The 25,302-nt window shown below is 67.8% G+C and carries 25 protein-coding genes and 1 pseudogene; 17 read left to right on the plus strand and 9 right to left on the minus strand.

All coding sequences use genetic code 11. The features are described 5' to 3' along the window. Nucleotides 1–45 precede the first annotated feature (45 nt). Both guaB and guaA read left to right on the plus strand, forming a co-directional pair. Nucleotides 46–1,515, plus strand: coding sequence for an IMP dehydrogenase (gene guaB / locus LMJ29_RS01250; protein ID WP_229603162.1), 1,470 nt, complete (start codon nucleotides 46–48; stop codon nucleotides 1,513–1,515). A gap of 96 nt (nucleotides 1,516–1,611) precedes the next feature. Next, entirely contained in the window at nucleotides 1,612–3,192 is a 1,581-nt protein-coding gene (guaA, locus tag LMJ29_RS01255) for a glutamine-hydrolyzing GMP synthase (protein WP_229603164.1), read from the plus strand. Between the two features lie 72 nt (nucleotides 3,193–3,264). Here the strand turns inward: guaA and LMJ29_RS01260 are convergent, their stop codons facing one another. Then, nucleotides 3,265–3,549 carry a hypothetical protein gene (locus LMJ29_RS01260; RefSeq protein ID WP_229603166.1) on the minus strand — a complete coding sequence of 95 codons (285 nt, stop codon included), beginning with the start codon at nucleotides 3,547–3,549 and terminating at the stop codon, nucleotides 3,265–3,267. After that, nucleotides 3,537–4,007: a NifB/NifX family molybdenum-iron cluster-binding protein gene (locus LMJ29_RS01265; RefSeq protein ID WP_229603168.1), complete on the minus strand. Its 471-nt coding sequence runs from the start codon at nucleotides 4,005–4,007 to the stop codon at nucleotides 3,537–3,539. Before LMJ29_RS01265 ends, LMJ29_RS01260 begins: the two co-directional genes overlap by 13 nt. 308 nt (nucleotides 4,008–4,315) lie before the next feature. Between LMJ29_RS01265 and LMJ29_RS01270 the strand changes: the two genes are divergently transcribed. The 4 genes from LMJ29_RS01270 (at nucleotide 4,316) to LMJ29_RS01285 (ending at nucleotide 8,306) form a co-directional block, all read left to right on the plus strand. Further along, nucleotides 4,316–5,587, plus strand: a complete 1,272-nt coding sequence (locus LMJ29_RS01270) for a DUF445 domain-containing protein (RefSeq protein WP_229603171.1) — start codon at nucleotides 4,316–4,318, stop codon at nucleotides 5,585–5,587. A gap of 140 nt (nucleotides 5,588–5,727) precedes the next feature. Next, on the plus strand, nucleotides 5,728–7,098 hold the full coding sequence (locus tag LMJ29_RS01275; RefSeq protein ID WP_229603174.1) for a multicopper oxidase family protein: 1,371 nt from the start codon (nucleotides 5,728–5,730) through the stop codon (nucleotides 7,096–7,098). Between the two features lie 187 nt (nucleotides 7,099–7,285). Continuing rightward, nucleotides 7,286–7,768 carry a tRNA adenosine(34) deaminase TadA gene (gene tadA, locus LMJ29_RS01280; RefSeq protein WP_229603177.1) on the plus strand — a complete coding sequence of 161 codons (483 nt, stop codon included), beginning with the start codon at nucleotides 7,286–7,288 and terminating at the stop codon, nucleotides 7,766–7,768. A gap of 169 nt (nucleotides 7,769–7,937) precedes the next feature. Further along, nucleotides 7,938–8,306, plus strand: a complete 369-nt coding sequence (locus tag LMJ29_RS01285) for a 2Fe-2S iron-sulfur cluster-binding protein (RefSeq protein WP_229603178.1) — start codon at nucleotides 7,938–7,940, stop codon at nucleotides 8,304–8,306. 105 nt (nucleotides 8,307–8,411) lie between these two features. Here LMJ29_RS01285 and mltF read toward each other — a convergent pair whose 3' ends face one another. After that, nucleotides 8,412–9,866, minus strand: a complete 1,455-nt coding sequence (gene mltF, locus LMJ29_RS01290; RefSeq protein ID WP_229603181.1) for a membrane-bound lytic murein transglycosylase MltF — start codon at nucleotides 9,864–9,866, stop codon at nucleotides 8,412–8,414. 156 nt (nucleotides 9,867–10,022) lie between these two features. Between mltF and purL the strand changes: the two genes are divergently transcribed. Together purL and LMJ29_RS01300 are read left to right on the plus strand one after the other, a co-directional pair. Further along, on the plus strand, nucleotides 10,023–13,919 hold the full coding sequence (purL, locus tag LMJ29_RS01295) for a phosphoribosylformylglycinamidine synthase (RefSeq protein ID WP_229603184.1): 3,897 nt from the start codon (nucleotides 10,023–10,025) through the stop codon (nucleotides 13,917–13,919). Nucleotides 13,920–14,149: 230 nt separating this feature from the next. Then, on the plus strand, nucleotides 14,150–14,467 hold the full coding sequence (locus tag LMJ29_RS01300) for a Nif3-like dinuclear metal center hexameric protein (protein WP_229603187.1): 318 nt from the start codon (nucleotides 14,150–14,152) through the stop codon (nucleotides 14,465–14,467). 75 nt (nucleotides 14,468–14,542) lie between these two features. Here LMJ29_RS01300 and LMJ29_RS01305 read toward each other — a convergent pair whose 3' ends face one another. Next, a complete protein-coding gene (locus LMJ29_RS01305) occupies nucleotides 14,543–15,049 on the minus strand; it encodes a L,D-transpeptidase family protein (protein WP_229603190.1) in 507 nt (168 codons plus the stop codon). 258 nt (nucleotides 15,050–15,307) lie between these two features. Between LMJ29_RS01305 and LMJ29_RS01310 the strand changes: the two genes are divergently transcribed. Genes LMJ29_RS01310 through purT form a run of 4 tightly spaced genes read left to right on the plus strand, consistent with a single transcriptional unit; the run spans nucleotide 15,308 to nucleotide 17,844 of the window. After that, on the plus strand, nucleotides 15,308–15,910 hold the full coding sequence (locus LMJ29_RS01310) for a CoA pyrophosphatase (RefSeq protein ID WP_229603193.1): 603 nt from the start codon (nucleotides 15,308–15,310) through the stop codon (nucleotides 15,908–15,910). A gap of 20 nt (nucleotides 15,911–15,930) precedes the next feature. Further along, the gene (locus LMJ29_RS01315) at nucleotides 15,931–16,455 is read left to right on the plus strand and encodes a gamma carbonic anhydrase family protein (RefSeq protein WP_229603196.1); all 525 of its coding nucleotides are present in this window, start codon (nucleotides 15,931–15,933) and stop codon (nucleotides 16,453–16,455) included. Beyond that, nucleotides 16,455–16,652: a DUF1289 domain-containing protein gene (locus LMJ29_RS01320; protein ID WP_229603199.1), complete on the plus strand. Its 198-nt coding sequence runs from the start codon at nucleotides 16,455–16,457 to the stop codon at nucleotides 16,650–16,652. Before LMJ29_RS01315 ends, LMJ29_RS01320 begins: the two co-directional genes overlap by 1 nt. Nucleotides 16,653–16,662: 10 nt before the next feature. After that, on the plus strand, nucleotides 16,663–17,844 hold the full coding sequence (purT, locus tag LMJ29_RS01325; RefSeq protein ID WP_229603202.1) for a formate-dependent phosphoribosylglycinamide formyltransferase: 1,182 nt from the start codon (nucleotides 16,663–16,665) through the stop codon (nucleotides 17,842–17,844). Between the two features lie 73 nt (nucleotides 17,845–17,917). On the opposite strand, the pseudogene LMJ29_RS01330 reads toward purT, so the two are convergent. Beyond that, nucleotides 17,918–18,631, minus strand: a pseudogene (locus LMJ29_RS01330) (transporter associated domain-containing protein); the annotation flags it as partial. A gap of 160 nt (nucleotides 18,632–18,791) precedes the next feature. Then, the gene (locus tag LMJ29_RS01335) at nucleotides 18,792–19,589 is read right to left on the minus strand and encodes a cytochrome C assembly family protein (protein WP_229603205.1); all 798 of its coding nucleotides are present in this window, start codon (nucleotides 19,587–19,589) and stop codon (nucleotides 18,792–18,794) included. A gap of 143 nt (nucleotides 19,590–19,732) precedes the next feature. On the opposite strand from LMJ29_RS01335, the gene ffh reads away from it, so the two are divergent. The 5 genes from ffh (at nucleotide 19,733) to rplS (ending at nucleotide 23,274) form a co-directional block, all read left to right on the plus strand. Then, the gene (ffh, locus tag LMJ29_RS01340; protein ID WP_229603208.1) at nucleotides 19,733–21,106 is read left to right on the plus strand and encodes a signal recognition particle protein; all 1,374 of its coding nucleotides are present in this window, start codon (nucleotides 19,733–19,735) and stop codon (nucleotides 21,104–21,106) included. Nucleotides 21,107–21,335: 229 nt separating this feature from the next. Continuing rightward, nucleotides 21,336–21,581, plus strand: coding sequence for a 30S ribosomal protein S16 (gene rpsP / locus LMJ29_RS01345; protein ID WP_090213609.1), 246 nt, complete (start codon nucleotides 21,336–21,338; stop codon nucleotides 21,579–21,581). A gap of 10 nt (nucleotides 21,582–21,591) precedes the next feature. Next, nucleotides 21,592–22,128, plus strand: a complete 537-nt coding sequence (gene rimM, locus LMJ29_RS01350; RefSeq protein ID WP_229603209.1) for a ribosome maturation factor RimM — start codon at nucleotides 21,592–21,594, stop codon at nucleotides 22,126–22,128. A 3-nt stretch (nucleotides 22,129–22,131) separates the two neighbouring features. After that, on the plus strand, nucleotides 22,132–22,875 hold the full coding sequence (trmD, locus tag LMJ29_RS01355; RefSeq protein ID WP_229603211.1) for a tRNA (guanosine(37)-N1)-methyltransferase TrmD: 744 nt from the start codon (nucleotides 22,132–22,134) through the stop codon (nucleotides 22,873–22,875). Nucleotides 22,876–22,917: 42 nt separating this feature from the next. Next, complete coding sequence (gene rplS / locus LMJ29_RS01360) at nucleotides 22,918–23,274, plus strand: 50S ribosomal protein L19 (RefSeq protein WP_229603213.1); 357 nt, start codon at nucleotides 22,918–22,920, stop codon at nucleotides 23,272–23,274. A 65-nt stretch (nucleotides 23,275–23,339) separates the two neighbouring features. On the opposite strand, the gene LMJ29_RS01365 is transcribed toward rplS, so the two are convergent. The 3 genes from LMJ29_RS01365 to ssuC all read right to left on the minus strand — a co-directional run bounded on the left by LMJ29_RS01365 (nucleotide 23,340) and on the right by ssuC (nucleotide 25,212). After that, nucleotides 23,340–23,555: a TOBE domain-containing protein gene (locus LMJ29_RS01365; RefSeq protein ID WP_229603216.1), complete on the minus strand. Its 216-nt coding sequence runs from the start codon at nucleotides 23,553–23,555 to the stop codon at nucleotides 23,340–23,342. A gap of 71 nt (nucleotides 23,556–23,626) precedes the next feature. Further along, on the minus strand, nucleotides 23,627–24,424 hold the full coding sequence (ssuB, locus tag LMJ29_RS01370; protein ID WP_229603218.1) for an aliphatic sulfonates ABC transporter ATP-binding protein: 798 nt from the start codon (nucleotides 24,422–24,424) through the stop codon (nucleotides 23,627–23,629). Further along, nucleotides 24,421–25,212, minus strand: coding sequence for an aliphatic sulfonate ABC transporter permease SsuC (gene ssuC / locus LMJ29_RS01375; protein ID WP_229603221.1), 792 nt, complete (start codon nucleotides 25,210–25,212; stop codon nucleotides 24,421–24,423). The genes ssuB and ssuC overlap by 4 nt, the downstream gene beginning before the upstream one ends. Nucleotides 25,213–25,302: the final 90 nt, after the last annotated feature.

The following is a 25,302-nucleotide window of genomic DNA, read 5'->3' on the forward strand; positions in this document are numbered from 1 at the left end:
GGTATAATGCCGCGCTTCCATTTTTCCCGTCCGGGAGCCCCCGCCATGCTGCGTATCAGCCAAGAAGCCCTGACCTTCGACGACGTTCTCCTCATCCCCGGTTATTCCGAGGTCCTGCCCAAGGATGTTTCCCTCAAGACCCGCCTGACCCGTGGCATCGAGCTGAACATCCCGCTGGTTTCCGCGGCCATGGACACCGTTACCGAAGCCCGCCTGGCCATCGCCATGGCCCAGGAAGGTGGCATCGGCATCATCCACAAGAACATGACCATCGAGCAGCAGGCGGCCGAGGTGCGCAAGGTCAAGCGTCACGAGACCGCCATCGTGCGCGATCCGGTGACCGTGACCCCGGACACCAAGATCATCGATCTGCTGGCCCGTGTGCGCGAATACGGCTTCTCCGGCTTCCCGGTGGTGGCAGGCGGCGAGCTGGTCGGCATCGTCACCGGCCGCGACCTGCGCGTGAAGCCCAACGCCGGCGACACCGTGGCGGCGATCATGACGCCCAAGGAGCGCCTGATCACCGTTCTCGAAGGCACTCCGCTGGAAGAGATCAAGGCCAAGCTGTACGAGCACCGCATCGAGAAGATGCTGGTGGTCGACCAGCAGTTCCACCTGCGCGGCCTGGTCACCTTCCGTGACATCGAGAAGGCCAAGAGCTACCCGCTGGCCTCCAAGGACGACCAAGGTCGCCTGCGCGTCGGCGCCGCCGTCGGCACCGGTGCCGACACCGGCGATCGCATCGCCGCGCTGGCCGCCGCCGGCGTCGACGTGGTGGTGGTCGACACCGCCCACGGCCACTCCAAGGGCGTGATCGACCGCGTGCGCTGGGTCAAGCAGAACTTCCCCGACCTGCAGGTGATCGGCGGCAACATCGCCACCGCCGAGGCCGCCCTGGCGCTGGTCGAGGCTGGCGCCGACGCCGTCAAGGTCGGCATCGGCCCGGGCTCGATCTGCACCACCCGCATCGTCGCCGGCGTCGGCGTACCGCAGATCAGCGCCATCGCCAACGTCTCCGCCGCGCTGGCCGCGGTCGGCGTGCCGATGATCGCCGACGGCGGCATCCGCTTCTCGGGCGACCTGTCCAAGGCCATCGTCGCCGGCGCCAACGCGGTGATGATGGGTTCGATGTTCGCCGGTACCGAAGAGGCGCCGGGCGAGGTCGAGCTGTTCCAGGGCCGTTCCTACAAGTCCTACCGCGGCATGGGCTCGCTGGGCGCCATGGCCCAGGCCCAGGGTTCCTCGGACCGCTACTTCCAGGACTCCGCCGCCGGCGCCGAGAAGTTGGTGCCCGAAGGCATCGAAGGTCGCGTGCCGTACAAGGGCGCCCTGGCCGCCATCGTCCACCAGCTGATGGGCGGCCTGCGCGCCTCCATGGGCTACACCGGCTGCGCGACCATCGAAGAGATGCGCACCAAGCCGGAGTTCGTGCGCATCACCGGCGCCGGCATGGCCGAGTCGCACGTGCACGACGTGCAGATCACCAAGGAAGCGCCCAACTACCGTGTGGGCTGATTTCCCATTTGCTTGAGATGACGACACGGGGCTGCTGCTGTTGAAAAGAGACGGAGCAGCCCCGAGTCGTTTGTGCATTCCGCTAGAGAGACGGCCATGGCCCATCAAGACATTCACGCTCACCGGATCCTGATCCTCGACTTCGGCTCCCAGTACACCCAGCTGATCGCCCGCCGCGTGCGCGAGATCGGCGTGTACTGCGAGATCCACCCGTTCGATATGGCCGACGAGGCGATCCGCGCCTTCGATCCGCGCGGCATCATCCTCGCCGGCGGTCCGGAGTCGGTGCACGCGGAGAACAGCCCGCGCGCGCCGCAGGCGGTGTTCGACCTGGGCGTGCCGCTGTTCGGCATTTGCTACGGCATGCAGACCATGTCCGAGCAGCTCGGCGGCAAGGTGCAGGGCTCGGACCTGCGCGAGTTCGGCTACGCCCGCGTCGACCTGGTCGGCAAGAGCCGCCTGCTCGACGGTATCGAGGACCACATGGACGACGACGGCCTGCTGAGCCTCGACGTGTGGATGAGCCACGGCGACAAGGTGACCCAGCTGGCGCCCGGCTTCCATATCGTCGCCAGCACCCCGAGCTGCCCGATCGCCGCCATCGGCGACGACAACCGCTGCTACTACGGCGTGCAGTTCCACCCGGAAGTGACCCACACCAAGCAGGGCGGGCGCATCCTGTCGCGCTTCATCATCGACATCTGTGGCTGCGCGGCGCTGTGGACCCCGGCCAACATCGTCGAGGACGCCATCTCCCAGGTGCGCGCCCAGGTCGGTGACCGCAAGGTGGTGCTCGGCCTGTCCGGCGGCGTCGACTCCTCGGTGGTCGCCGCGCTGCTGCACCGCGCCATCGGCGACCAGCTGACCTGCGTGTTCGTCGACAACGGCCTGCTGCGCCTGCACGAGGGCGACCAGGTGATGGCCATGTTCGCCGAGAACATGGGCGTCAAGGTGATCCGCGCCGACGCCGAGGAGCTGTTCCTCGGCCGCCTGGCCGGCGTCAGCGACCCGGAGCAGAAGCGCAAGATCATCGGCCGCAGCTTCATCGAGGTGTTCGATCAGGAGGCGACCAAGCTTTCCGGCATCGACTTCCTCGCCCAGGGCACCATCTACCCGGATGTGATCGAGTCGGCCGGCGCCAAGACCGGCAAGGCCCACGTGATCAAGTCGCACCACAACGTCGGCGGCCTGCCCGAGGACATGCAGTTCCAGCTGGTCGAGCCGCTGCGCGAGCTGTTCAAGGACGAGGTGCGCAAGATCGGCCTCGAACTCGGCCTGCCCTACGACATGGTCTACCGCCACCCGTTCCCGGGTCCGGGCCTGGGCGTGCGCATCCTCGGCGAGGTGAAGAAGGAGTACGCCGACCTGCTGCGTCGCGCCGACCACATCTTCATCGAGGAGCTGCGCAACTTCGACTGGTACCACAAGACCAGCCAGGCCTTCGTGGTGTTCCAGCCGGTCAAGTCGGTCGGCGTGGTCGGTGACGGCCGTCGCTACGCCTGGGTGGTCGCCCTGCGTGCGGTGGAAACCATCGACTTCATGACCGCGCGCTGGGCGCACCTGCCCTACGAGCTGCTGGAGAAGGTCTCCAACCGCATCATCAACGAGATCGAGGGTATCTCGCGGGTCACCTACGACGTGTCGAGCAAGCCGCCGGCGACCATCGAGTGGGAATGATGCAGTGAACGCAAGGGCAGCTTCGGCTGCCCTTGTGCCGTCTGGCGCACTCGCTGGCCGTGGCGTGGCCCGTCAGTCGCTTTCGCCCCACAGCAACTGGTCGATCTCCTGCATCAGGAACTCGTTGCGGCGGAAGTCGCGGACGATGGCTTCGGCCTCGTTCTGGGTGTAGCCCTGCAGGTTGAAGGTGGCGGTGCCGGCCGGGGCGCCGTCGTAGAACAGGCGCACCTCGAGGTTCCAGGCATCGCTGCCCTGCGGCGCGGCGGACAGGCTCAGGCAGGCCTTGAGCTTGCCTTCGAGCTGGGTGATCAGGTTGAGGACATCCATGCTGCGGCAGGCGGCGCTTACTCCACCCATTCCTCCATGGCGTTCACGCTGAAGCCGCCGGCGCTGCGCCGGGCCTTGCGCTTGAGGATGTTGTCCAGCCAGCGCTCCGGAGTGCCGGCCAGTTGCTGCTGCAGCTCGGCCAGCAGATCCGTGACCTCGGGACCTTCGGCGACCTGCATCGGCGCGATGTCGAGGGCGACCAGCTGGCGCGTCGCCGAGCCGCCGATCGAGCCGACGTACACCAGGTCGCAGCCGGCCAGCCAGGCCAGCTTGGGCTTGAGCTTGTCCTCGTTGCCGTCCTTCTTTTCCTGGCCGAAGCGCTGTTCGGCCACGAACTCGGCCGCACCTGCGCTCAGCCTGTACAGGTAGAAGGCGGCGGCCGAGCCGAAGTGCTCGTCGACCATTTCGCCGTCGGAGGAGGCGAAGGCTACCAGCAGCTCGCCCGGGGCGCTGGAGAGCTGGGCTACGGATTCGATCGGTCGGCGCATGCTTGCCTCCTCATCAGGGCAGTGGGGTTCTGTGCTGGTGCGGCTGGCGGGGCTGGCGCAGGCCGCAGGCGCAGGGGCGATGTGTGCCAGAAGCCGGTGCAAGAAGCAGGCCGCGCCGGCGCGGCCGTCTCGCCACCAGCGGCGCGGCGGCCTGCCGTCCCGGCGCGTGGCTCCGTACCGCTGTCGGATCTGCGACAGGCGACGCATCGGCGGCCTCTTCGTCGCGTTTCGGCCAAGGCGCGGGGCGCCGGCCGGGACCCGTCCTCGGCTATGATGCGCAGTGAGCCGTGCTCCGCAGGAGCTGTCCGATGTCGACATGGAGTTCCCCCCTGGCCCGCATGAAGGCGCTCGCCCTCGGCCTTCTGCTGCTGGCCGCGGCGCTGTACGCGCTGGCCGTCCACCTGCTGCCGAGCCATCCGGGCTGGGGATACCTCGCGGCCTTCGCCGAGGCGGCGATGGTCGGCGCCATCGCCGACTGGTTCGCGGTGACCGCGCTGTTCCGCCACCCGCTCGGCCTGCCGATCCCGCACACGGCGATCATCCCGCGCAAGCAGGCGCGCCTGGGCCGCAATCTGGCCGACTTCATCTGCACCCATTTCCTCGCCACCCCGCAGGTGATGGCCAAGCTCGAGGCCTTCGACGCCGCCGCGCGGCTGGCCGGCTGGCTGCGTCTGCCGGCCAACGCCGAGGCGCTCGGCCGCCAGTTGGTCGGCGTGGCCCGCTACGGCCTCCATGCCCTGCGCGACGAGCGGGTACGCCAGTTCATCCAGCGCAGCGCCACCCGCCGGCTGCGCGAGCTGGACCTGGCGCACCTGGCCGGCCAGCTGCTCGACATGCTGACCTACGAGCGCCGCCACCAGGCCATGCTCGACGAGCTGCTCGCCCAGCTCGATGCGCTGCTGCAGGACGAGGCGGTGCAGCAGCGCATCGCCGCAGGGCTCTCCAGCGAGTTCAGCGCGCTGCGCTTTCGCCTGTTCGGCAGGGACATCCCGCTCGACGAGAAGGCCGGCCAGTGGTCGGCGGACAAGCTGGTGCGCCGCGTCTCCGAGCTGATCGGCGAGATCAGCCGCGACCCGCAGCACGAGCTGCGCGGCAAGTTCGACGCCTGCCTGCTGCGCTTCGTCGCGCGGCTCAAGGACGACCCCGCCTTCCGTCTCAAGGGCGAGCAGATCCGCGAGCAGCTGCTCGCCCACCCGGCGCTGAGCGGCTACCTGCGCGAGCTGTGGGACGATCTGGTCGACTGGCTGCAGGCCGACCTGACGGATGCCGACTCGACCATCCGCCGCCGCCTGGTGCGCCTCTGCCAGCGCCTGGGCGAGGCGCTGGCCCGCGATGCGGCGATGCGCCGCTGGATCAACGACCAGTTGCTCGAGGTGGCGCCCAGGCTGGTAGAGCGTCACCGCGAGGACATCCGTCGCTACATCGCCGAGCGGGTGGAGCGCTGGAACAGCGACGAGCTGGTGGCCCTGCTGGAGCACAACGTCGGCAAGGACCTGCAGTACATCCGCATCAACGGCACCCTGGTCGGCGGCATGGTCGGCCTGGGGCTGCACGCGCTGACCCGCCTGCTGGCCGGTTGAGCGCGCCGGCCCGGGGGCGCTGATCTGTCGCAGGCGGGGCTCGCACTTCTGCCGGGGAAAATGAGAAACTCTGTCATCTGCGTTTGCGGCGAACTGTCACGCCGCTGCCGCGCGCCATCTTTCCCAAGCGAGGGGTTTCGATGTCCTTCACCCGCAGACAAGTTCTCGGCGGTCTGGCCGGCCTCGGCGTGCTCGGCCTGGCGGGCGGCGGTGCGCGCTACTGGCTGGGGCGCCCGGCCGAGGCGGCCAGCCACGACTACGAGCTGATCGCCGCGCCGCTGGACGTCGAGCTGGTGCCCGGCCACAAGACCACCGCCTGGGCCTACGGCGGCCAGGCGCCGGGTCTGGAACTGCGCGCCCGCCAGGGCGACTGGCTGCGCGTGCGCTTCGTCAACCACCTGCCCGAGCCGAGCACCATCCACTGGCACGGCATCCGCCTGCCGCTGGAGATGGACGGCGTGCCCTACGTCTCCCAGCTCCCCGTCCTGCCGGGCGAGTACTTCGACTACCGCTTCCAGGTCAAGGACGCCGGCAGCTTCTGGTACCACCCGCACACCGCGAGCGGCGAGCAGCTCGGCCGCGGCCTGGTGGGCCCCCTGATCGTCGAGGAGCGCGAGCCGAGCGGCTTCCGCCACGAGCACACGCTGAGCCTGAAGAGCTGGCACGTCGACGGGGAGGGCGCCTTCACCGACTTCAGCGTGCCGCGCGAGGCGGCGCGCGGTGGCACCGCCGGGCGCCTGTCGACGGTCAACGGCGTGCATGCGCCGACCCTCGAACTGCCGGCCGGGCAGGTCGTCCGCCTGCGCATCCTCAACCTCGACAATACCCTGACCTACCGCCTCAACCTGCCGCAGGCCGAGGCGCGCATCTATGCCCTGGACGGCAACCCGGTGGCGCCGCAACCGCTGGGCAAGGAGTACTGGCTGGGCCCGGGCATGCGCATCGAGCTGGCCCTGCGCGTGCCGGCGGCCGGCATGGAACTGCCGCTGCGCAACGGTCCGCTGCGCCTGGCGACGCTGAAGAGCGTGGCCAGCACCGAGCCTGCCGGCGACTGGCCGCCGGCGCTGCCGGCCAACCCGATCGCCGAGCCCGACCTGGCGGCGGCCGAGACCCTGCGCTTCAACTTCGAGTGGACCGGCGCGGTGTCGGCCAACCTGGCGCAGGGCGCGGCGCACAGCTTCTGGCAGGTCAACGGCCAGGCCTGGGACATCAAGGACAAGAGCTGCGCCGAGCGCCCCATCGCGACCCTGCGCCAGGGCCGCAGCTACATCCTCGAACTGCGCAATCTCAGCCAGTATCAGCACCCGATCCACCTGCACGGCATGAGCTTCAAGGTGCTCGACTCCAACCGCCGGCCGATCACCCCGTACTTCACCGACACCTATCTATTGGGCAAGCAGGAAACCGCGCGGGTGGCGCTGGTGGCCGACAATCCGGGCACCTGGATGTTCCACTGCCACGTGGTCGACCATATGGAAACCGGCCTGATGGCGGCCATCGCGGTGGTCTAGGTCTGGGAGCCGAGGTCCGGTGCAGGATGGGCAACTCGCGCAGCGATTGCCCGCCAGACGACGCGCTGGCCTGCGTTCATCGGTAGAAGATCGCTGCGCGAGTCTTCTACCCTACGGGCCCCGGACTTGACTCGCCGCCGGCTTTGCCCAAACTGGCGGGCTTTCCTTTTGCCGCAGCCGTTCCGCCATGAAGAAACCGACGATCATCGACCGCAGCCAGGACGAGCGCTTCATGCGCGAGGCGCTGGCGCTCGCCGCCCAGGGCGCCGAACGGGGCGAGGTGCCGGTGGGCGCCGTGCTGGTGGTCGACGGCGAGATCGTCGGCCGCGGCTTCAACTGCCCGATTTCCACCCACGACCCCAGCGCCCACGCCGAGATGGTGGCGATCCGCGACGCGGCGCGAAATCTGGCCAACTACCGCCTGGTCGGCAGCACCCTTTACGTCACCCTGGAGCCGTGCAGCATGTGCGCCGGGCTGATCATCCATTCGCGCATCGCCCGGGTGGTCTACGGCGCCACCGAGCCCAAGGCCGGAGTGGTGGAGAGCCGCGGGCGCTTCTTCGAGCAGGCCTTCCTCAACCACCGTCTGCTGGTCGAGGGCGGCGTGCTGGCGGCGGAATGCGGGGCGGTCCTCAGCGAGTTCTTCCGCCTGCGTCGACAGAAGGGCTGAGCCACCGCCTTGTTGCATTGCGCACAATTGTCGGCAAGGCGACGTGGGCATGTGGCGATCACGACAAGTCGGCCCCCGGCTAGGGCTCATCGCTCAATCCCACTCTAAAGGTATGGTTATTGCACCCGCTTCGGCCGCGGTACCCCCATAACCACAGAAGGGATTTCCCATGGCCACCATCTATTTCTCCTCGCCTCTGATGCCCCACAACAAGAAAGTCGAAGCGGTTGCCGGCAGGCGCGACACCCTGCTCGGCGTCGCCCAGGAAAACCGCATCAAGATTCCGTTCGAATGCCAGGACGGCGAGTGCGGTTCCTGCCTGGTCAAGGTCACCCACCTCGATGGCGAGCGCATCAAGGGCGTGATGTTGACCGACAAGGAGAAGAACGTCCTCAAGTCCGTCGGCAAGCTGCCCAAGGGCGAGCTGGAGCGGGCTGAGGTCAGGGATCTGCCGCCGACCTGGCGGTTGGCCTGCCAGACCATAGTCACCGACGAGGACCTGCTGGTCGAGTTCACCGGCGAGCCGGGCGGCGCCTGACCGCGCGGTCGTTATCCCAGGCCTCGTGGCGGGCGGCCACGAGGTCTGTCCTGCGCCCCGCCGGCGCCTGCCGGGCGGGGCAACCGCTTCGGCGCTGCGCCGACCTTACAGCTGCGGTTCGGGCTTGGGCGTCTTGTCCACCGCCGGACGGTGCAGGCCGCTGTCGGCGACCTGGCTGCCTTCCAGCTGCGGCTGGGTGACCCAGGTGAGGATGTCGTAGTAGCGGCGGATATTGTTGACGAAGTGCACCGGCTCGCCGCCGCGGGCGTAGCCGTAGCGGGTCTTGGTGTACCACTGCTTCTGCGATAGCCGCGGCAGCATCTTCTTCACGTGCAGCCACTTGTTGGGATTCAGGCCGGCGGCCTGGGCGAGCTTGCGGGCGTCCTCCAGATGGCCGCTGCCGATGTTGTAGGCGGCCAGCGCGAACCAGGAGCGATCCGGCTCCTCGATGCTGTCCGGCAACTCGGCGTGCACCTGGATGAAGTAGCGCGCGCCGCCCTGGATGCTCTGCCGCGGGTCGAGGCGATTGGCCACGCCCACCGCCTGGGCGGTGCGCTGGGTGAGCATCATCAGGCCGCGCACGCCGGTCTTGGAGGTGGCGTCGGCCTGCCACATCGACTCCTGGTAGCCGATGGCGGCGAGCAGGCGCCAGTCGATCTTGTGGGTCTCGGCGGCCTTGCGGAACTCCTGCTCGTAGCGCGGCAGGCGCTGCTGCAGGTGGCGGGCGAAGGTGTAGGTGCCGACGTAGCCGAGCACGTCGATGTGTCCGTAGTAGCGTTCCTTGAGCTGCTGCAGGGTCTTGTCGCGCTCGGCCTCGGCGAGGAAGGCGTTGACCGCCTGCAGCAGGCTGTCGTCGGCGCCGGCCGGCAGCGCCCAGGCCAGGTGCTGGTTGCTGTCGAGGTCGAAGGCGACGCGCACGTTGGGGAAGCCGAACTGGTTCATCGCCAGTTCGTTGGAGTCGACCAGGGTCAGGTCGATTTTCCCCTCGTCGACCATGCCGAGCAGGTCGACCACCTCGACGTCGTCGGACTCGCTGTACTGCAGCGCGGGCAGGCGCTGCTTGAGCTCGGCCAGACGCTCGGCGTGAATGCTGCCCTTGACCACGGTGATGCGCTTGCCGACCAGTTGCTCGGGCTGGGTCGGCCGTGGCTGGCCGTTGCGGTAGACGACCTGCAGGCTGATGTCCAGATAGGGGCGGCTGAAGCGCGCCATCGGCGCGCGGCGGGCGGTTTCGACCAGCCCGGCGGCGGCCAGCTGCGGGCCGTTGGGGCTGTTGAGGCGGGCGAACAACTCGTCGAGGCTGTTGGCGGTCTCGACCTGCAGCTTGACGCCCAGGTGCTTGGCGAAGCGTTCGGCCAGCTCGTATTCGAAGCCGGTCTCGCCGTTGCGGTCCTGGTAGTAGGTGGACGGGCTGTTGCGGGTGATCACGCGCAGCACCCCGTCCTCCTGCACGCGCTCGAGGGCTGTAGGCGCGTCGCCACAGGCACTCAGCAGCAGGAGGAGAACGGTGACCAGCAGCCAGGCACTATGACTCCGGCGGGGTGCGTTGAGGTTGTGCATGGCTGGAGTATACGCAAAGGCGGCCGGCCGGCCATATATCGAAGGTGGGGAGTGCACGAGCGGTTGCGGCGCCGACGGCCGCGGGTGCCGGGCTGGGCGCTTTGCGCTAGAATGTCGGGTCTTTCGCACTCCCTTGCCCAAGAGGCTGTTCCGACAATGCTGATCCTGCGCGGCACCCCCGCCCTTTCTGCTTTCCGTCACGGCAAACTGCTCGAGCAACTGACCGAGAAGGTCCCCGCGGTAGCCGGCCTGTACGCCGAGTTTGCCCATTTCGCCGAGGTGTCCAGCGCACTCGACAGCAACGAGGAGCAGGTGCTGGCGCGGCTGCTGCAGTACGGTCCGAGCGTACCGGTGCAGGAGCCGCAGGGCCGGCTGTTCCTGGTGGTGCCGCGCTTCGGCACCATCTCGCCGTGGTCGAGCAAGGCAACCGACATCGCCCACAACTGTGGCCTGGGCAAGCTCCAGCGCCTGGAGCGCGGCATCGCCTACTACGTGGCCGGCGAGCTGTCGGCGGCCGACGCCGAGGCGGTCGCCGGCGTGCTCCACGATCGCATGACCCAGCTGGTGCTGGGTCGTCTGGAGGAAGCCGAGGCGCTGTTCAGCCATGCCCAGCCCAAGCCGCTGACCGTGGTCGACGTGCTTGGCGGCGGCCGCGCTGCCCTCGAGCAGGCCAACGTCAGCCTGGGCCTGGCCCTGGCCGAGGACGAGATCGATTACCTGGTGAAGAGCTTCAATGACCTGGGGCGCAACCCCCACGACATCGAGCTGATGATGTTCGCCCAGGCCAACTCCGAGCACTGCCGCCACAAGATCTTCAACGCCAGCTGGGACATCGACGGCCAGGCGCAGGAGAAGTCGCTGTTCGGCATGATCAAGAACACCTACGAGCTGCACCGCGAGGGCGTGCTGTCCGCCTACAAGGACAACGCCTCGGTGATCGAGGGCTTCGTCGCCGGACGTTTCTTCCCGCAGCCGGGCAGCAACGAGTACGTGCCGCATCAGGAGCCGGTGCACATCCTGATGAAGGTGGAGACCCACAACCACCCGACCGCCATCGCCCCGTTCCCCGGCGCCTCCACCGGCTCCGGCGGCGAGATCCGCGACGAGGGCGCCACCGGTCGCGGCTCCAAGCCCAAGGCCGGCCTGGTCGGCTTCACCGTCTCCAACCTGCAGATCCCCGGCTTCGAGCAGCCCTGGGAGAAGGCCTACGGCAAGCCCGAGCGCATCGTCAGCGCGCTGGACATCATGATCGAGGGCCCGCTGGGCGGCGCCGCGTTCAACAACGAGTTCGGTCGTCCCAACCTGACCGGCTACTTCCGCACCTTCGAGCAGGCTGTCGCCACTCCGCGCGGCGAGGAAGTGCGCGGCTACCACAAGCCGATCATGCTCGCCGGCGGCCTCGGCAACATCCGCGAGGAGCACGTGCAGAAGGGCGAGATCTCGGTCGGCGGCAAGCTGATCGTGCTCGGCGGCCCGGCCATGCTGATCGGCCTGGGCGGCGGCGCCGCCTCGTCGATGGCCACCGGCGCCAGCTCGGCCGACCTCGACTTCGCCTCGGTGCAGCGCGAGAACCCGGAAATGGAACGCCGCTGCCAGGAGGTCATCGACCGCTGCTGGCAGATGGGCGACAACAACCCGATCAAGTTCATCCACGACGTCGGCGCCGGCGGCCTGTCCAATGCCCTGCCGGAGCTGATCAACGATGCCGGCCGCGGTGGCCGCTTCGAACTGCGCAACGTGCCCAACGACGAGCCGGGCATGAGCCCGCTGGAAATCTGGTGCAACGAGTCGCAGGAGCGCTATGTGCTCAGCGTCGACGCCGCCGACCTGGAGACCTTCAAGGCCATCTGCGAGCGCGAGCGCTGCCCGTTCGCGGTGGTCGGCGAGGCCACCGAGGAGCGCCAGCTCACCGTGGCCGACAGCCATTTCGGCAACAATCCGGTGGATATGCCGCTCGAAGTGCTGCTCGGCAAGCCGCCGCGCATGCACCGTTCGGTGAGCCGCGAGGCCGAGCTGGGCGACGACTTCTGCGCCGCCGGGCTGGAGCTGAGTGATGCAGTCGAGCGCGTGCTGCGTCATCCGGCCGTCGCTTCCAAGAGCTTCCTGATCACCATCGGCGACCGCTCGATCACCGGCCTGGTGGCCCGCGACCAGTTCGTCGGCCCGTGGCAGGTACCGGTGGCCGACTGCGCGGTGACCGCCACCGCCTTCGACGTCTACACCGGTGAGGCCATGGCGATGGGCGAGCGTACTCCGCTGGCCCTGCTCGACGCTCCGGCGTCGGGCCGCATGGCGGTCGGCGAGACCATCACCAACCTGGCCGCCGCGCGCATCGGCAAGATCTCCGACATCAAGCTGTCGGCCAACTGGATGGCCGCCGCCGGCCACCCGGGCGAGGACGCCCGCCTGTACGACACCGTCAAGGCGGTCGGCATGGAGCTGTGCCCGGCGCTGGGCATCACCATCCCGGTCGGCAAGGACTCGATGTCGATGAAGACCCGCTGGCAGGACGGCGGCGAGGACAAGAGCGTCACCGCGCCGATGTCGCTGATCGTCTCCGGCTTCGCCCCGGTGCAGGACGTGCGCGCCACCCTGACCCCGCAGCTGCGCCTCGACAAGGGCGACAGCGAACTGCTGCTGGTCGACCTCGGTCGTGGCCAGAACCGCCTCGGCGGCTCGATCATCGCCCAGGTCTACAGCCAGATCGGCCGCCAGGCGCCGGACGTCGACAGCGCCGCCGAGCTGAAGGCGTTCTTCGACACCATCCAGGCCCTCAATAGCGAAGGCCGCCTGCTGGCCTACCACGACCGCTCCGACGGCGGCCTGCTGGCCAGCGTGGTGGAGATGGCCTTCGCCGGCCACTGCGGCCTGGAGCTGCGTCTCGACGCCATCGCCGCGAGCCGCGAGGCGCTGGGCGCCGCGCTGTTCAGCGAGGAGCTGGGTGCGGTGCTGCAGGTGCGTGCCGCCGACAGTGCCGCGGTACTGGCGCGCTTCGCCGCTGCCGGCCTCGCCGACTGCGTCAGCGTCATCGGCCGCCCGCTCGCCGGCGGCGACATCCGCCTGAGCCTGGGCGACGAGATCGTCTACAGCGCCGAGCGCCGCGTTCTGCAACGCATCTGGAGCGAGACCAGCCACCGCATCCAGAGCCTGCGCGACAACGCCCAGTGCGCCGCGCAGGAGTTCGACGCCCTGCTCGACGAGAGCAACCCGGGCCTGTCGGTGAAGCTCGGCTTCGACGTCAATGAGGATATCGCCGCCCCCTATATCGCCAAGGGCGTGCGTCCGCGCATGGCGATCCTGCGCGAGCAGGGCGTCAACGGGCAGACCGAGATGGCTGCCGCCTTCCACCGCGCCGGCTTCAGCGTGGTGGACGTGCATATGAGCGACGTCATCGCCGGTCGTGTCAGTCTGGAGGACTTCAAGGGCCTGGTGGCCTGCGGCGGCTTCTCCTACGGCGACGTGCTCGGCGCCGGTGGCGGCTGGGCCAAGTCGATCCTGTTCAATGGCCGCGCCCGCGACAACTTCAGCGCCTTCTTCGCGCGCAAGGACAGTTTCGCCCTCGGCGTGTGCAACGGCTGCCAGATGCTCTCCAACCTGGGCGAGCTGATCCCGGGCAGCGAGCACTGGCCGCGTTTCGTGCGCAACCGCTCCGAGCAGTTCGAGGCGCGCGTGGCGATGGTCCAGGTGCAGGAGTCGCCGTCGATCTTCCTGCAGGGCATGGCCGGTTCGCGCCTGCCGATCGCCATCGCCCACGGCGAGGGGCATGCCGAGTTCTCCAGCGAGGAAGCCCTGCTGCAGACCGACCTGTCCGGCAGCGTGGCGCTGCGCTTCGTCGACAACCACGGCAAGGTCACCGAGACCTATCCGGCCAACCCCAACGGTTCGCCGCGCGGCATCACTGGCCTGACCACCCGCGATGGGCGCGTCACCATCATGATGCCGCACCCGGAGCGGGTGTTCCGCGCCGTGCAGAACTCCTGGCGCCCGGACGAGTGGCAGGAAGACGCCGGCTGGATGCGCATGTTCCGCAACGCACGGGTCTGGGTCGACTGATCCGTCCCTCTGCCTGCCGGCGCGTGGCGCCGGTGGGCTGGTGGTGGAAGCGGGGCGCCCGTTGCCGACGGGCGCCTTTTTTTGTGTCTGCGATCCGGAGCAACGCTGCCGGTCGGCAGATAACTCCGACGAAGCGTCAAGGAAGAGGCGTCAGACGGTCAGCGGTTGTGGCAGGATAGCTGGCCAGAGGGCTATAGCTGCCGATCCACTTCTGCGTGCCGGAGACTTCGATGTACAAGTTGTGTTTCTTCGTTCCCGAGACTCATCTGGAGGCGGTGAAGACCGCCATTTTCGCCACCGGCGCCGGGCGCATCGGCGAGTACGACAGCTGCTGCTGGCAGACTCTCGGCGAGGGCCAGTTCCATCCGCTGCCGGGCAGCCAGCCCTACGTCGGCGCCCAGGGCGAACTGGCGCGCGTGGCGGAGTGGAAGGTCGAGATGGTGGTGGCTGACGAGCTGATCCACTCGGCGGTCAAGGCGCTCAAGCAGAGCCATCCCTACGAGACGCCGGCCTTCGACGTCTGGCGGCTGTCGGACATGGTGTTCTGAGCCGCTGACCGGCGGAAACGAAAAAGGCGCCGCATCGGTGGATGCGGCGCCTTTTGCTTGTCTGCGCTGGCGAGCTCAGGGGCGGATTTCGATCAGCGTGCCGTCCTTCACCAGGCTCCACACCTCCTGCATGTCGCGGTTGCGCATGGCGATGCAGCCCTCAGTCCAGTCGAGGGTGTGGAAGTACCACTCGGGATATTCCTCGTCCAGCGGCGTGCCGTGGATCATGATCATGTCGCCCGCCGGTAGGCCCTTTTCCTGGGCCAGGTGCTGGTCCCGCGCGTTGGGGTAGGAGATGTGCATGGACAGATTGTACTTGTCGCTGGGCTTGCGCCAGTCGATCCAGTAGAAGCCCTCCGGGGTGCGCCGGTCGCCCTGGTAGCGCTTGGGGCCGTTGGGCTGCTTGCCCAGCGAGACGCGGTAGCTCCTGAGGATTTCGCCGCGGCTGAGCAGGTGCAGCTTGCGCTCGGACTTGAGCACCAGCACCTTGTCGACCTTCGAGGCGGTATCCAGAACCGGAGTGCTCATGGCTTGGCTCAAGGTGGCGAAGAGGGCACAGCAACAGACGATCAACCAGCGCATGACAGGCATTCCAGTGCAAACCAGGTGGCCGTCAGCCCGGCGGCCGGTTGTTCATGCAGCGTGCCGCTGGGCTGAGGGTCACGCTGGTGCGGATTTCGGGCCGGAGCGACGGCCGGCAGTAAGTGTGCCGGGAATTTTAAGCCAGCCGCGGGGTCGGGGGAAGGTCGGGGCGGCGAAAGGCGACGTCGCCGCCGGGACTTTGGCACCCCGACGGTTTCATGCCATGATTTGGTGATAAATCCATGACGAGAACAGCCCATGCTGGATGAGCTGCGCCAACGTGTGCAGGCCCACGGCCCCAGCCCCCTGCCCAGCGAACAGCGCTTCCCCGAAGCCGCGGTGCTGATGCCGATCACCCGCAGCGCGGAACCCCAGCTGGTGCTGACCCTGCGCGCCAGCGGGCTGTCCACGCATGGCGGCGAGGTGGCCTTTCCGGGGGGCAGGCGCGATCCGGAGGACCCGTCGCTGGTGATCACCGCCCTGCGCGAGGCGCACGAGGAGGTCGGCCTCACGCCCGGTATGGTCGAGGTGGTCGGCCCGCTGAGCACGCAGATCTCCCGCCATGGCATTCAGGTCACCCCCTACGTCGGCTTCATTCCCGACAGTGTCGAGTTCCAGGCCAACCGCGATGAGATCGATGCGGTATTCAGCGTGCCGCTGGAATTCTTCCGCGAGGATCCGCGCGAGATCACCCACCGCATCGACTACCTCGGCTACAGCTGGTACGTGCCGAGCTATCGCTACGGCGGCTTCAAGATCTGGGGGTTGACCGCGATCATGATCGTCGAGCTGGTCAATCTGATCTACGACGCCGGCATCGAGCTGCGCGAGCCGCCGGCCCATTTCGTCCCTTACCGTTGAGCGTGCCAAGGAGCCTGCCGATGAAGTACCGCCTGGGCGATGCCCGTGTCGAAACCCATCCCGACAGCTGGGTGGCCCCCGGCGCCAGCCTGATCGGCAAGGTGCGCCTGGACGCCGATGCCAGCGTGTGGTTCGGCGCCGTGCTGCGTGGCGACAACGAGCTGATCCACGTCGGCGAGGGCAGCAATGTGCAGGACGGCAGCGTGCTGCACACCGACATGGGCTGGCCCCTGACCATCGGCAAGGGCGTGACCATCGGCCACAAGGTCACCCTGCACGGCTGCACCATCGGCGACCACAGCCTGGTCGGTATCGGCGCGGTGGTGCTCAACGGCGCGAAGATCGGCAAGCACTGTCTGATCGGCGCCGGTGCGCTGGTCCCGGAAGGCCGCGAGATTCCCGACGGCAGCCTGGTGATGGGCGTGCCCGGCAAGGTGGTGCGCCAGCTCAGCGAGGAGCAGATCCGCGGCCTGCAGAACAATGCCGCCCACTACGTCGACAACGCCCGCCGCTACGCCCGCGAGCTCGCCGAGCAGGCCGACTGATGGTCGAGCAGGAAAAGCCGGTCGCCTCGCCCTGCGTCTATGTCTGCGCGCTGAACGACGACGACATCTGTGTCGGTTGCCACCGCAGCGGCGCGGAAATCACCCGCTGGGGCCGCATGGACAACGCCGAGCGCCGCGCCGTGCTCGAGCGCTGTCGCGAGCGCGCCCTGGCCGCAGGACTGTTGAACCCCCTCTGAGGAACCTTCCGTGACCATGATCGGAACCCCGCTGTCGCCGAGCGCGACCCGTGTACTCCTGTGCGGCTCTGGCGAGCTGGGCAAGGAGGTCGTCATCGAGCTGCAGCGCCTGGGCTGCGAGGTGATCGCCGTCGACCGCTACGCCAACGCCCCGGCCATGCAGGTGGCGCATCGCAGCCACGTGATCAGCATGCTCGACGGTGCCGCCCTGCGCGCGGTGATCGAGCAGGAACAGCCGCACTACATCGTTCCCGAGATCGAAGCGATCGCCACCGATACGCTGGTCGAGCTGGAGGCCGAGGGCTTCACCGTGGTGCCCACCGCGCGCGCCGCCAAGCTGACCATGAATCGCGAGGGTATCCGCCGCCTGGCCGCCGAGGAACTCGGCCTGCCGACCTCGCCGTACCGCTTCGCCGACACCTTCGAGGACTACGCCGCGGCGGTCGCCGAGCTGGGCTTCCCGTGCGTGGTCAAGCCGATCATGAGTTCCTCCGGCAAGGGCCAGAGCCTGCTGCGCGGCGCGGACGACGTGCGCAAGGCCTGGGACTACGCCCAGGAGGGCGGTCGCGCCGGCAAGGGCCGGGTCATCGTGGAAGGCTTCATCGACTTCGACTACGAGATCACCCTGCTCACCGTGCGCCACGTCGGCGGCACTACCTTCTGTGCGCCGGTCGGTCACCGCCAGGAGAAGGGCGACTACCAGGAGTCCTGGCAGCCGCAGGCAATGAGCCCTGCGGCGCTGGCCGAGTCCGAGCGCATCGCCAGCGCGGTCACCGAGGCGCTCGGCGGCCGCGGCCTGTTCGGCGTCGAACTGTTCATCAAGGGCGACCAGGTGTGGTTCAGCGAGGTATCGCCGCGCCCGCACGACACCGGCCTGGTGACCCTGATCTCCCAGGACCTCTCCGAGTTCGCCCTGCACGCGCGGGCCATTCTCGGTCTGCCGATCCCGGCCATCCGCCAGTTCGGCCCCTCGGCCTCCGCGGTGATCCTGGTCGAGGGCGAGTCGAATGCGGTGCGCTTCGGCAACCTCGGCGCGGCCCTGGCCGAGCCGGATACCGCGCTGCGCCTGTTCGGCAAGCCGGAGGTCAGCGGTCAGCGGCGCATGGGTGTGGCGCTGGCGCGCGATGGGTCGATCGAGACGGCGCGCACCAAGGCGCTGGCCGCGGCGGCGGCGGTGACCGTCGAGCTGTAAGGGTCGGCATGCGCCAGGCAAAGGCCGGTACCCGCCAGGGGGCCGGCCTTTTCATTTCCGGCTGCGCGGGCGCTCAGCGCGGCCCGCTTGCGCGGGGCTCGCTGCGCCAGATGCGCACGCTCTTCACCCGGTTGTCCGCCGCCTCGCGGATTTCCAGGCGGTAGGGGCCGATCTTCAGGCACACGCTGCTGTCGGGGATGTGCTCGAGCGCCTCGGTGACCAGGCCGCCGATGGTGCGCGGGCCGTCGCTGGGCAGGTGCCAGGCGAGTTCGCGGTTGACCTCGCGGATGCTGGCGCTGCCGTCGATCAGGTAGCTGCCGTCCTCCTGCGGGTGGATTTCCGGCTCGCGCAGCCCCGGCTGGGTGGTGAACTCGCCGACGATCTCCTCGAGGATGTCCTCCAGGGTGACCAGGCCGATCACCTCGCCGTACTCGTCGACCACCAGGGCCATGCGCCGCTGGCACTGCTGGAAGTTGAGCAGCTGGGTCGACAGCGGGGTGTTTTCCGGTACGAAGTACGGCTCCACACAGGCGCCGCGCAGCGTCTCCACGGTCAGCGGACTGTGGGTCAGCAGGCGGGCGATGCGCCGCATGTGCACCACGCCCTCGACCTGGTTGAGATCGTGGCGGTACACCGGCAGGCGGGTATGCGGGGTGCTGCGCAACTGGCTGACGATCTGCTCGAGGGTGTTCTCGAGGTCGATGCCGAGCACTTCGCTACGCGGCACCATGATGTCGTTGACGGTGATCTTGTCCAGCTCGAGGATGCCCTGCAGCATCTCCTCGCGGCGCTGCGGCTGGCCGGGATCGGCCTCGACCGCGACGTGCGTACGCTGTTCGGCCGTGCCGCGCTGCGCGCGCGGCGGGGTGGCCGGGAAAGGACTCAGTAGCCGCCACAGGCGGCGTAGCAGACCGGGCTGGTCGTCGTCCACGGCGTCGGCATCCGACTCAGATGTGCAGGATGAATTCGCGGACCAGCTTGCTGCCGAAGTAGGCCAGCATCAGCAGCAGGAAGCCTGCCAGGGTCCAGCGGATCGCCTTGCCGCCGCGCCAGCCGAGCTGGTGGCGGCCCCACAGCAGCACGCCGAACACTACCCAGGCCAGACAGGCGAGCAGGGTCTTGTGCACCAGGTGCTGGGCGAACAGGTCGTCGAGGAACAGCCAGCCGGACAGCAGCGACAGCGACAGCAGGCTCCAGCCGCCCCACAGGAAGCCGAACAGCAGGCTCTCCATGGTCTGCAGCGGCGGGAAGTTGCGGATGATGCCCGACGGGTGCTTGTGCTTGAGCTGATGGTTCTGCAGCAGCAGGAGCAGGGACTGCAGCACGGCGATGGTCAGCAGGCCGTAGGCGAGGATCGACAGCAGGATATGGGCGAGGATGCCCGGCTCCTCGACGATCGGTCGCGTGGTGCCGCCCGGCAGCAGGGCCAGCAGGGTGGTCAGGCTGCCCAGCGGGAACAGCAGGACCAGCAGGTTCTCCACCGGGATGCGCAGGCTGGCCAGCAGGGTCAGGGTGATCACCGCGGCGGTCACCAGGCTGGAGGCGTTGAAGAAGTCGAGTCGCAGCGCGCCGTTGTCCAGCAACAGCAGGCGCAGGCCGATGACGTGGGCCAGCAGGGCCAGGGCGCCGAGAAGGACGAGCAGGCGCTTGTCCGGAAACGCGCGACGGGAAAGCAGCAGGGCCTGGTAGATGGTCGCGCCGGCATACAGGCCGGCCGCCGCCAGGCTGGGCAGCAAAGGCGTCATAAGTCCTTGTGGGGAAAGCCTCGAAGTCGCCGAGTTTGGCACAGACCGGCTATCCACGAAAGCCTGGGGGGCGGTGTCGGCGCGCGGAGCACTCGGCTATAATCCGCGACTTGCCGCAAGCTCCCTCTTTCAAAGGAACGTGCATGTTCGAGAATTTGACCGACCGTCTGTCGCAGACGCTGCGCAACGTCACCGGGCGCGCCAAGCTGACCGAGGACAACATCAAGGACACCCTGCGCGAAGTGCGCATGGCGCTGCTCGAGGCCGACGTCGCGCTGCCGGTGGTCAAGGACTTCGTCAACAAGGTCAAGGAACGTGCGGTCGGCACCGAAGTGTCGAAGAGTCTGACCCCGGGGCAGGCGTTCGTGAAGATCGTCCGCGCCGAGCTGGAAGCGCTGATGGGCGCGGCCAACGAGGACCTGGCGCTGAACGCCGCGCCGCCGGCGGTAATCCTGATGGCCGGCCTGCAGGGCGCGGGCAAGACCACCACGGTCGGCAAGCTGGCGCGCTTCCTAAGGGAGCGCAAGAAGAAGTCGGTGCTGGTGGTGTCCGCCGACGTCTACCGCCCGGCGGCGATCAAGCAGCTGGAGACCCTGGCGGGCGAGGTGGGCGTCACCTTCTTCCCCTCGGATCTGAGCCAGCAGCCGGTGGCCATCGCGCGTGCCGCCATCGCCGAGGCCAAGCTCAAGTTCATCGACGTGGTGATCGTCGACACCGCCGGCCGTCTGCACGTCGATGCCGAGATGATGGAGGAGATCAAGCAGGTCCACGCCGCGATCAACCCCGTCGAGACGCTGTTCGTAGTCGACGCCATGACCGGCCAGGACGCCGCCAACACCGCCAAGGCCTTCAACGACGCCCTGCCGCTGACCGGCGTGGTGCTGACCAAGGTCGACGGCGACGCGCGCGGCGGCGCCGCGCTGTCGGTGCGCGCCATCACCGGCAAGCCAATCAAGTTCCTCGGCATGGGCGAGAAGAGCGAGGCGCTCGATCCGTTCCATCCCGACCGCGTGGCCTCGCGCATCCTCGGCATGGGTGACGTGCTCAGCCTGATCGAGCAGGCCGAGCAGAACATGGACCGCGAGAAGGCGGCCAAGCTCACCCAGAAGCTGAAGAAGGGCAAGGGCTTCGATCTCGAGGACTTCCGCGACCAGCTGCAGCAGATGAAGAACATGGGCGGCCTCGGCAGCCTGATGGACAAGCTGCCGATGCTGGGCGGCGTCAATCTCAGCCAGATGGGCGGCGTGCAGAACGTCGCCGAGAAGCAGTTCCGGCAGATGGAGGCGATCATCAACTCGATGACCCCCGCCGAGCGCCGCGACCCGGAAATGATCAGCGGCTCGCGCAAGCGCCGCATCGCGCTGGGTTCCGGCACCCAGGTGCAGGATGTCGGCCGCCTGATCAAGCAGCACAAGCAGATGCAGAAGATGATGAAGAAGGTCACCGCCAAGGGCGGCATGGCCAAGATGATGCGCGGCATGAGCAGCCTCATGCCGGGCGGCATGCCGAAGATGTGAGAATCCGGCGCGCGGCGGTGCACTGGGGGCCGCCGCGTGCCGTCGCCCGCTTCCGGCGGGCAGTAAGCGGGGATGACTGCGGAGTGCGAATGGACCGTGGCGGCGCGAGCCGGCGCGGAAAAAGACATTTGCAAAACCGCGGATAATCCTTAAAATGTGCGGCCTTTCGGGCCGTGGGCCCTAGTGTGCATACAGCTTTTGCAAGCACCTACTACAGGAACGAAGTTCAATGGTAACCATCCGTCTTGCTCGTGGCGGCTCCAAGAAGCGCCCTTTCTACCACCTGACCGTGACCAACAGCCGCTCCGCCCGTGACGGCCGTTTCGTCGAGCGCATCGGTTTCTTCAATCCGGTCGCCACTGGTGGTGAAGTGCGTCTCTCCGTGAACGCCGAGCGTGCCCAGTACTGGCTGAGCCAGGGCGCCCAGCCGTCCGAGCGCGCTGCCCAACTGCTCAAGGAAGCGGCGCAAGCCTGAGTCCTTGATCATGCAACATTCGCCGGCACCCGCCGAGGATCTGGTCGTTCTCGGCAAAATATTTTCGGTGCATGGCATCCGCGGGGAAGTGAAGGTCTACTCCTACACCGATCCGCTGGATAACCTGCTGGATTACCGCCACTGGACGCTCACGCGCGATGGCGAGGTTCGTCAGGTCGAACTGGCAAGCGGGCGCCTGCAAGGCAAGGCGCTGACCGTCAAGATCAAGGGACTCGACGATCGCGACGTGGCCCGCGGCTATGCCGGATTCCTCATCTGTGTTCCGCGCAGTCAACTGCCGGCACTGCAGGATGACGAATACTACTGGTATCAGCTGGAAGGTCTGAAGGTCATCAACCAGGACGAGCAACTGCTCGGTCGGGTCGATCACTTGCTGGAAACCGGCGCCAATGATGTGCTGGTGGTGAAGCCCTGCGCGGGGAGCGTGGACGATCGCGAGCGCCTGTTGCCCTATACGGAGCAATGCGTGCAGAAGATCGATCTGCCTGCCGGCGAGATGCGGGTGGACTGGGATGCGGATTTCTGACCCATGCGGGTAGACGTTCTCAGCCTGTTCCCCGAGATGTTCGGCGCCATCAGCGAGTACGGCATCACCAGCCGCGCGGTGAAGCAGGGACTCCTGCAACTGCACTGCTGGAATCCGCGGGACTACACCGAGGACCGCCACCAGACGGTGGACGACCGGCCCTTCGGCGGTGGACCGGGGATGGTGATGAAGATCAAGCCGCTGGAGCTGGCCCTGGCATCCGCCAAGGCGGCCACGGGCGGAGTGGCGAAGGTGATCTACCTGTCGCCGCAGGGACGACGTCTTGACCAGGCGGCGGTCCGCGAACTGGCGAACGAGGAGCGGTTGATCCTTATCGCCGGGCGTTACGAAGGCATCGACGAGCGTTTCATCGAGACGCACGTGGATGAGGAATGGTCGATTGGCGATTATGTCCTGTCCGGCGGTGAGCTGCCGGCCATGGTGCTGATCGATGCGGTTACGCGGTTGCTGCCCGGAGCATTGGGGCATGCAGATTCCGCCGAGGAGGACTCGTTCACGGACGGCCTGCTCGATTGCCCGCACTACACCCGACCCGAGGTGTACGAGGGCAAAAGTGTTCCGCCGGTGCTGCTCAGCGGCAACCACGAACACATCCGGCGCTGGCGTTTGCAGCAATCCCTGGGACGTACCTGGGAACGACGTGCCGATCTTCTGGATAGTCGCTCGCTTTCTGGAGAAGAGAAAAAGCTGCTGGAGGAGTACATCCGCCAGCGGAACGATAGTTAACGTATCGATGGCAAGTCCCGCGACTTGTCTGTGGAGCACAGCATGAGCAACAAGAACCTGATCATTCAGCAGATCGAAGCTGAACAGATGACCAAAGAGATCCCGGCCTTCGCCCCCGGCGACACCGTGATCGTTCAAGTGAAAGTGAAGGAAGGCGACCGTCAGCGTCTGCAGGCCTTCGAAGGCGTGGTGATCGGCAAGCGTAGCCGCGGCCTGAACAGCGCCTTCACCGTGCGCAAGATCTCCAACGGCGTGGGCGTGGAACGTACCTTCCAGACCTACAGCCCGCTGGTCGACAGCATCAGCGTCAAGCGCCGCGGCGACGTGCGCAAGGCCAAGCTGTACTACCTCCGCGCGCTGTCCGGCAAGGCCGCCCGCATCAAGGAGAAGCTGGTCTAAGACCTGCTTCCCTGCACAAAAAAAGCAGCCCTCGGGCTGCTTTTTTTGTGCCTGTCGTTTGCCAATCACAGTTTGGCGATGGACACCTCGGTGGATTTGACGAAGGCGATCACCTCGCTGCCGACCTGCAGCTCCAGCTCCTTGACCGAGCGGGTGGTGATGGTCGAGGTGACGATGCCGGAGGCGGTCTGTACGTCGATTTCCGACAGCACGTCGCCGTAGATGATTTCCTTGACGACGCCCTTGAACTGGTTGCGGACGTTGATGGCTTTGATGGTCATGGTCTTGCTCCTTCGCGGATAGGGATGAATCGCTGATGGCGAGCCCTCGCCCCGGTGGGCGAGGGCGGGGTTCACAGGGCCCAGCGCAGCTGGGTGGGCAGTGGCGATACGGGCTCGGCAGTCTCGGCCTGCGGCGGCAGGGCCAGCACACGCTCGAGTACCTGGGCCTCCAGGGCGGCCAATAGCGCCGAGGCGCGCGGGCGGGGACGGGGCAGGGCGACCGGCAGGTCGAGGCCGATGCGGCCGTCCTCGATCAGGATCACCCGGTCGGCCACCGCGACCGCCTCGTTGACGTCGTGGGTCACCAGCAGCACGGTGAAGCCGTGCTGCTGCCACAGGCGCTCGATCAGTTGCTGCATCTCGATGCGGGTCAGCGCGTCCAGCGCGCCGAGCGGCTCGTCGAGCAGCAGCAGACGCGGGCGGTGGATCAGCGCGCGGGCCAGCGCGACGCGCTGCTTCTGCCCGCCGGACAGCGCCGCCGGCCAGTCGTCGGCGCGCTCGGCGAGGCCCACCGCGGCCAGCGCTTGCTCGGCCTGGGCGCGCCAGTCGCCGGTAAGACCCAGGCCGACGTTGTCGATCACCCGCTTCCAGGGCAGCAGACGCGAGTCCTGGAACATCAGGCGGATGTCCTCGCGGGCCGCGGCCAAGGGCGCGGTACCGGCCTGCAGTTCGCCGGAACTGGCATGGTCCAGACCGGCCAGCAGGCGCAGCAGGGTGCTCTTGCCGCAGCCGCTGCGGCCGACCACGGCGACGAACTGGCCGGCGGGGATGTGCAGGTCGATGCCATGCAGCACCGTGCGCTCACCGAAGGCCTTGCTCACGTCATGCAGGTGCAGCGGGATGCCGCGTTTGAGGTCCTGGGCGCTCATTGCGCACCTCCTTGCTGATAGGCCGGGTGCCAGCGCAGCCACAGGCGTTCCAGGCTGCGGGCGGCGAGGTCGGCCAGCTTGCCGAGCACCGCATAGAGCAGGATCGCCAGCACCACCACGTCGGTCTGCAGGAACTCGCGGGCGTTCATCGCCAGGTAGCCGATGCCGGCGTTGGCCGAGATGGTTTCGGCGACGATCAACGTCAGCCACATAAAGCCGAGGGCGAAGCGCACGCCGACCAGGATCGACGGCAGCGCGCCGGGCAGGATCACCTGGCGGAACAGGGCGAAACCGGACAGGCCGTAGCTGCGCGCCATCTCCACCAGGCCGGCGTCGACGCTGCGGATGCCGTGGTAGGTGTTGAGGTAGATGGGGAACAGGGTGCCGAGGGCGACCAGGAAGATCTTCGCGCTCTCGTCGATGCCGAACCACAGGATCACCAGCGGGATCAGCGCCAGGTGCGGCACGTTGCGGATCATCTGCACCGAGCTGTCGAGCAGGCGTTCGCCCCAGGTCGACAGGCCGGTGACGAAGCCCAGCGCCAGACCCAGGCTGCCGCCGATGACGAAGCCGATGCCGGCGCGCCAGCCGCTGATCGCCAGGTGTTGCCACAATTCGCCGCTGCCGAGCAGATCCCAGCCCGCGATAACCACGGCGCTGGGCGCCGGCAGGATGCGGGTGGACAGCCAGCCGCTGCCGGCGGCCAGCTGCCAGACCGCGAGCAGCAGGATCGGCAGGGCCCAGGGCGCCAGGCGCAGGAGGAGTTTTTCGGTAGTGCGCGTACTCATGATGCCAACTCGTGTAGGGGCGAATTCATTCGCCTTGGGCTCACCGTGGTGGGTGAGTGAATTCGCCACCACGGTGCGCTCCGGCGCGCG

The sequence above is a fragment of the Pseudomonas oryzagri genome (genome assembly GCF_020831405.1).
GTDB lineage: Bacteria > Pseudomonadota > Gammaproteobacteria > Pseudomonadales > Pseudomonadaceae > Geopseudomonas > Geopseudomonas oryzagri.

Coding starts and splice junctions, on each gene's coding strand:
- guaB (WP_229603162.1), top strand. CDS start 46: ATGCTGCGTATCAGCCAAGAAGCCCTGACCTTCGACGACGTTCTCCTC.
- guaA (WP_229603164.1), top strand. CDS start 1,612: ATGGCCCATCAAGACATTCACGCTCACCGGATCCTGATCCTCGACTTC.
- LMJ29_RS01260 (WP_229603166.1), bottom strand. CDS start 3,549: ATGGGTGGAGTAAGCGCCGCCTGCCGCAGCATGGATGTCCTCAACCTG.
- LMJ29_RS01265 (WP_229603168.1), bottom strand. CDS start 4,007: ATGCGCCGACCGATCGAATCCGTAGCCCAGCTCTCCAGCGCCCCGGGC.
- LMJ29_RS01270 (WP_229603171.1), top strand. CDS start 4,316: ATGTCGACATGGAGTTCCCCCCTGGCCCGCATGAAGGCGCTCGCCCTC.
- LMJ29_RS01275 (WP_229603174.1), top strand. CDS start 5,728: ATGTCCTTCACCCGCAGACAAGTTCTCGGCGGTCTGGCCGGCCTCGGC.
- tadA (WP_229603177.1), top strand. CDS start 7,286: ATGAAGAAACCGACGATCATCGACCGCAGCCAGGACGAGCGCTTCATG.
- LMJ29_RS01285 (WP_229603178.1), top strand. CDS start 7,938: ATGGCCACCATCTATTTCTCCTCGCCTCTGATGCCCCACAACAAGAAA.
- mltF (WP_229603181.1), bottom strand. CDS start 9,866: ATGCACAACCTCAACGCACCCCGCCGGAGTCATAGTGCCTGGCTGCTG.
- purL (WP_229603184.1), top strand. CDS start 10,023: ATGCTGATCCTGCGCGGCACCCCCGCCCTTTCTGCTTTCCGTCACGGC.
- LMJ29_RS01300 (WP_229603187.1), top strand. CDS start 14,150: ATGTACAAGTTGTGTTTCTTCGTTCCCGAGACTCATCTGGAGGCGGTG.
- LMJ29_RS01305 (WP_229603190.1), bottom strand. CDS start 15,049: ATGCGCTGGTTGATCGTCTGTTGCTGTGCCCTCTTCGCCACCTTGAGC.
- LMJ29_RS01310 (WP_229603193.1), top strand. CDS start 15,308: ATGCTGGATGAGCTGCGCCAACGTGTGCAGGCCCACGGCCCCAGCCCC.
- LMJ29_RS01315 (WP_229603196.1), top strand. CDS start 15,931: ATGAAGTACCGCCTGGGCGATGCCCGTGTCGAAACCCATCCCGACAGC.
- LMJ29_RS01320 (WP_229603199.1), top strand. CDS start 16,455: ATGGTCGAGCAGGAAAAGCCGGTCGCCTCGCCCTGCGTCTATGTCTGC.
- LMJ29_RS01335 (WP_229603205.1), bottom strand. CDS start 19,589: ATGACGCCTTTGCTGCCCAGCCTGGCGGCGGCCGGCCTGTATGCCGGC.
- ffh (WP_229603208.1), top strand. CDS start 19,733: ATGTTCGAGAATTTGACCGACCGTCTGTCGCAGACGCTGCGCAACGTC.
- rpsP (WP_090213609.1), top strand. CDS start 21,336: ATGGTAACCATCCGTCTTGCTCGTGGCGGCTCCAAGAAGCGCCCTTTC.
- rimM (WP_229603209.1), top strand. CDS start 21,592: ATGCAACATTCGCCGGCACCCGCCGAGGATCTGGTCGTTCTCGGCAAA.
- trmD (WP_229603211.1), top strand. CDS start 22,132: ATGCGGGTAGACGTTCTCAGCCTGTTCCCCGAGATGTTCGGCGCCATC.
- rplS (WP_229603213.1), top strand. CDS start 22,918: ATGAGCAACAAGAACCTGATCATTCAGCAGATCGAAGCTGAACAGATG.
- LMJ29_RS01365 (WP_229603216.1), bottom strand. CDS start 23,555: ATGACCATCAAAGCCATCAACGTCCGCAACCAGTTCAAGGGCGTCGTC.
- ssuB (WP_229603218.1), bottom strand. CDS start 24,424: ATGAGCGCCCAGGACCTCAAACGCGGCATCCCGCTGCACCTGCATGAC.
- ssuC (WP_229603221.1), bottom strand. CDS start 25,212: ATGAGTACGCGCACTACCGAAAAACTCCTCCTGCGCCTGGCGCCCTGG.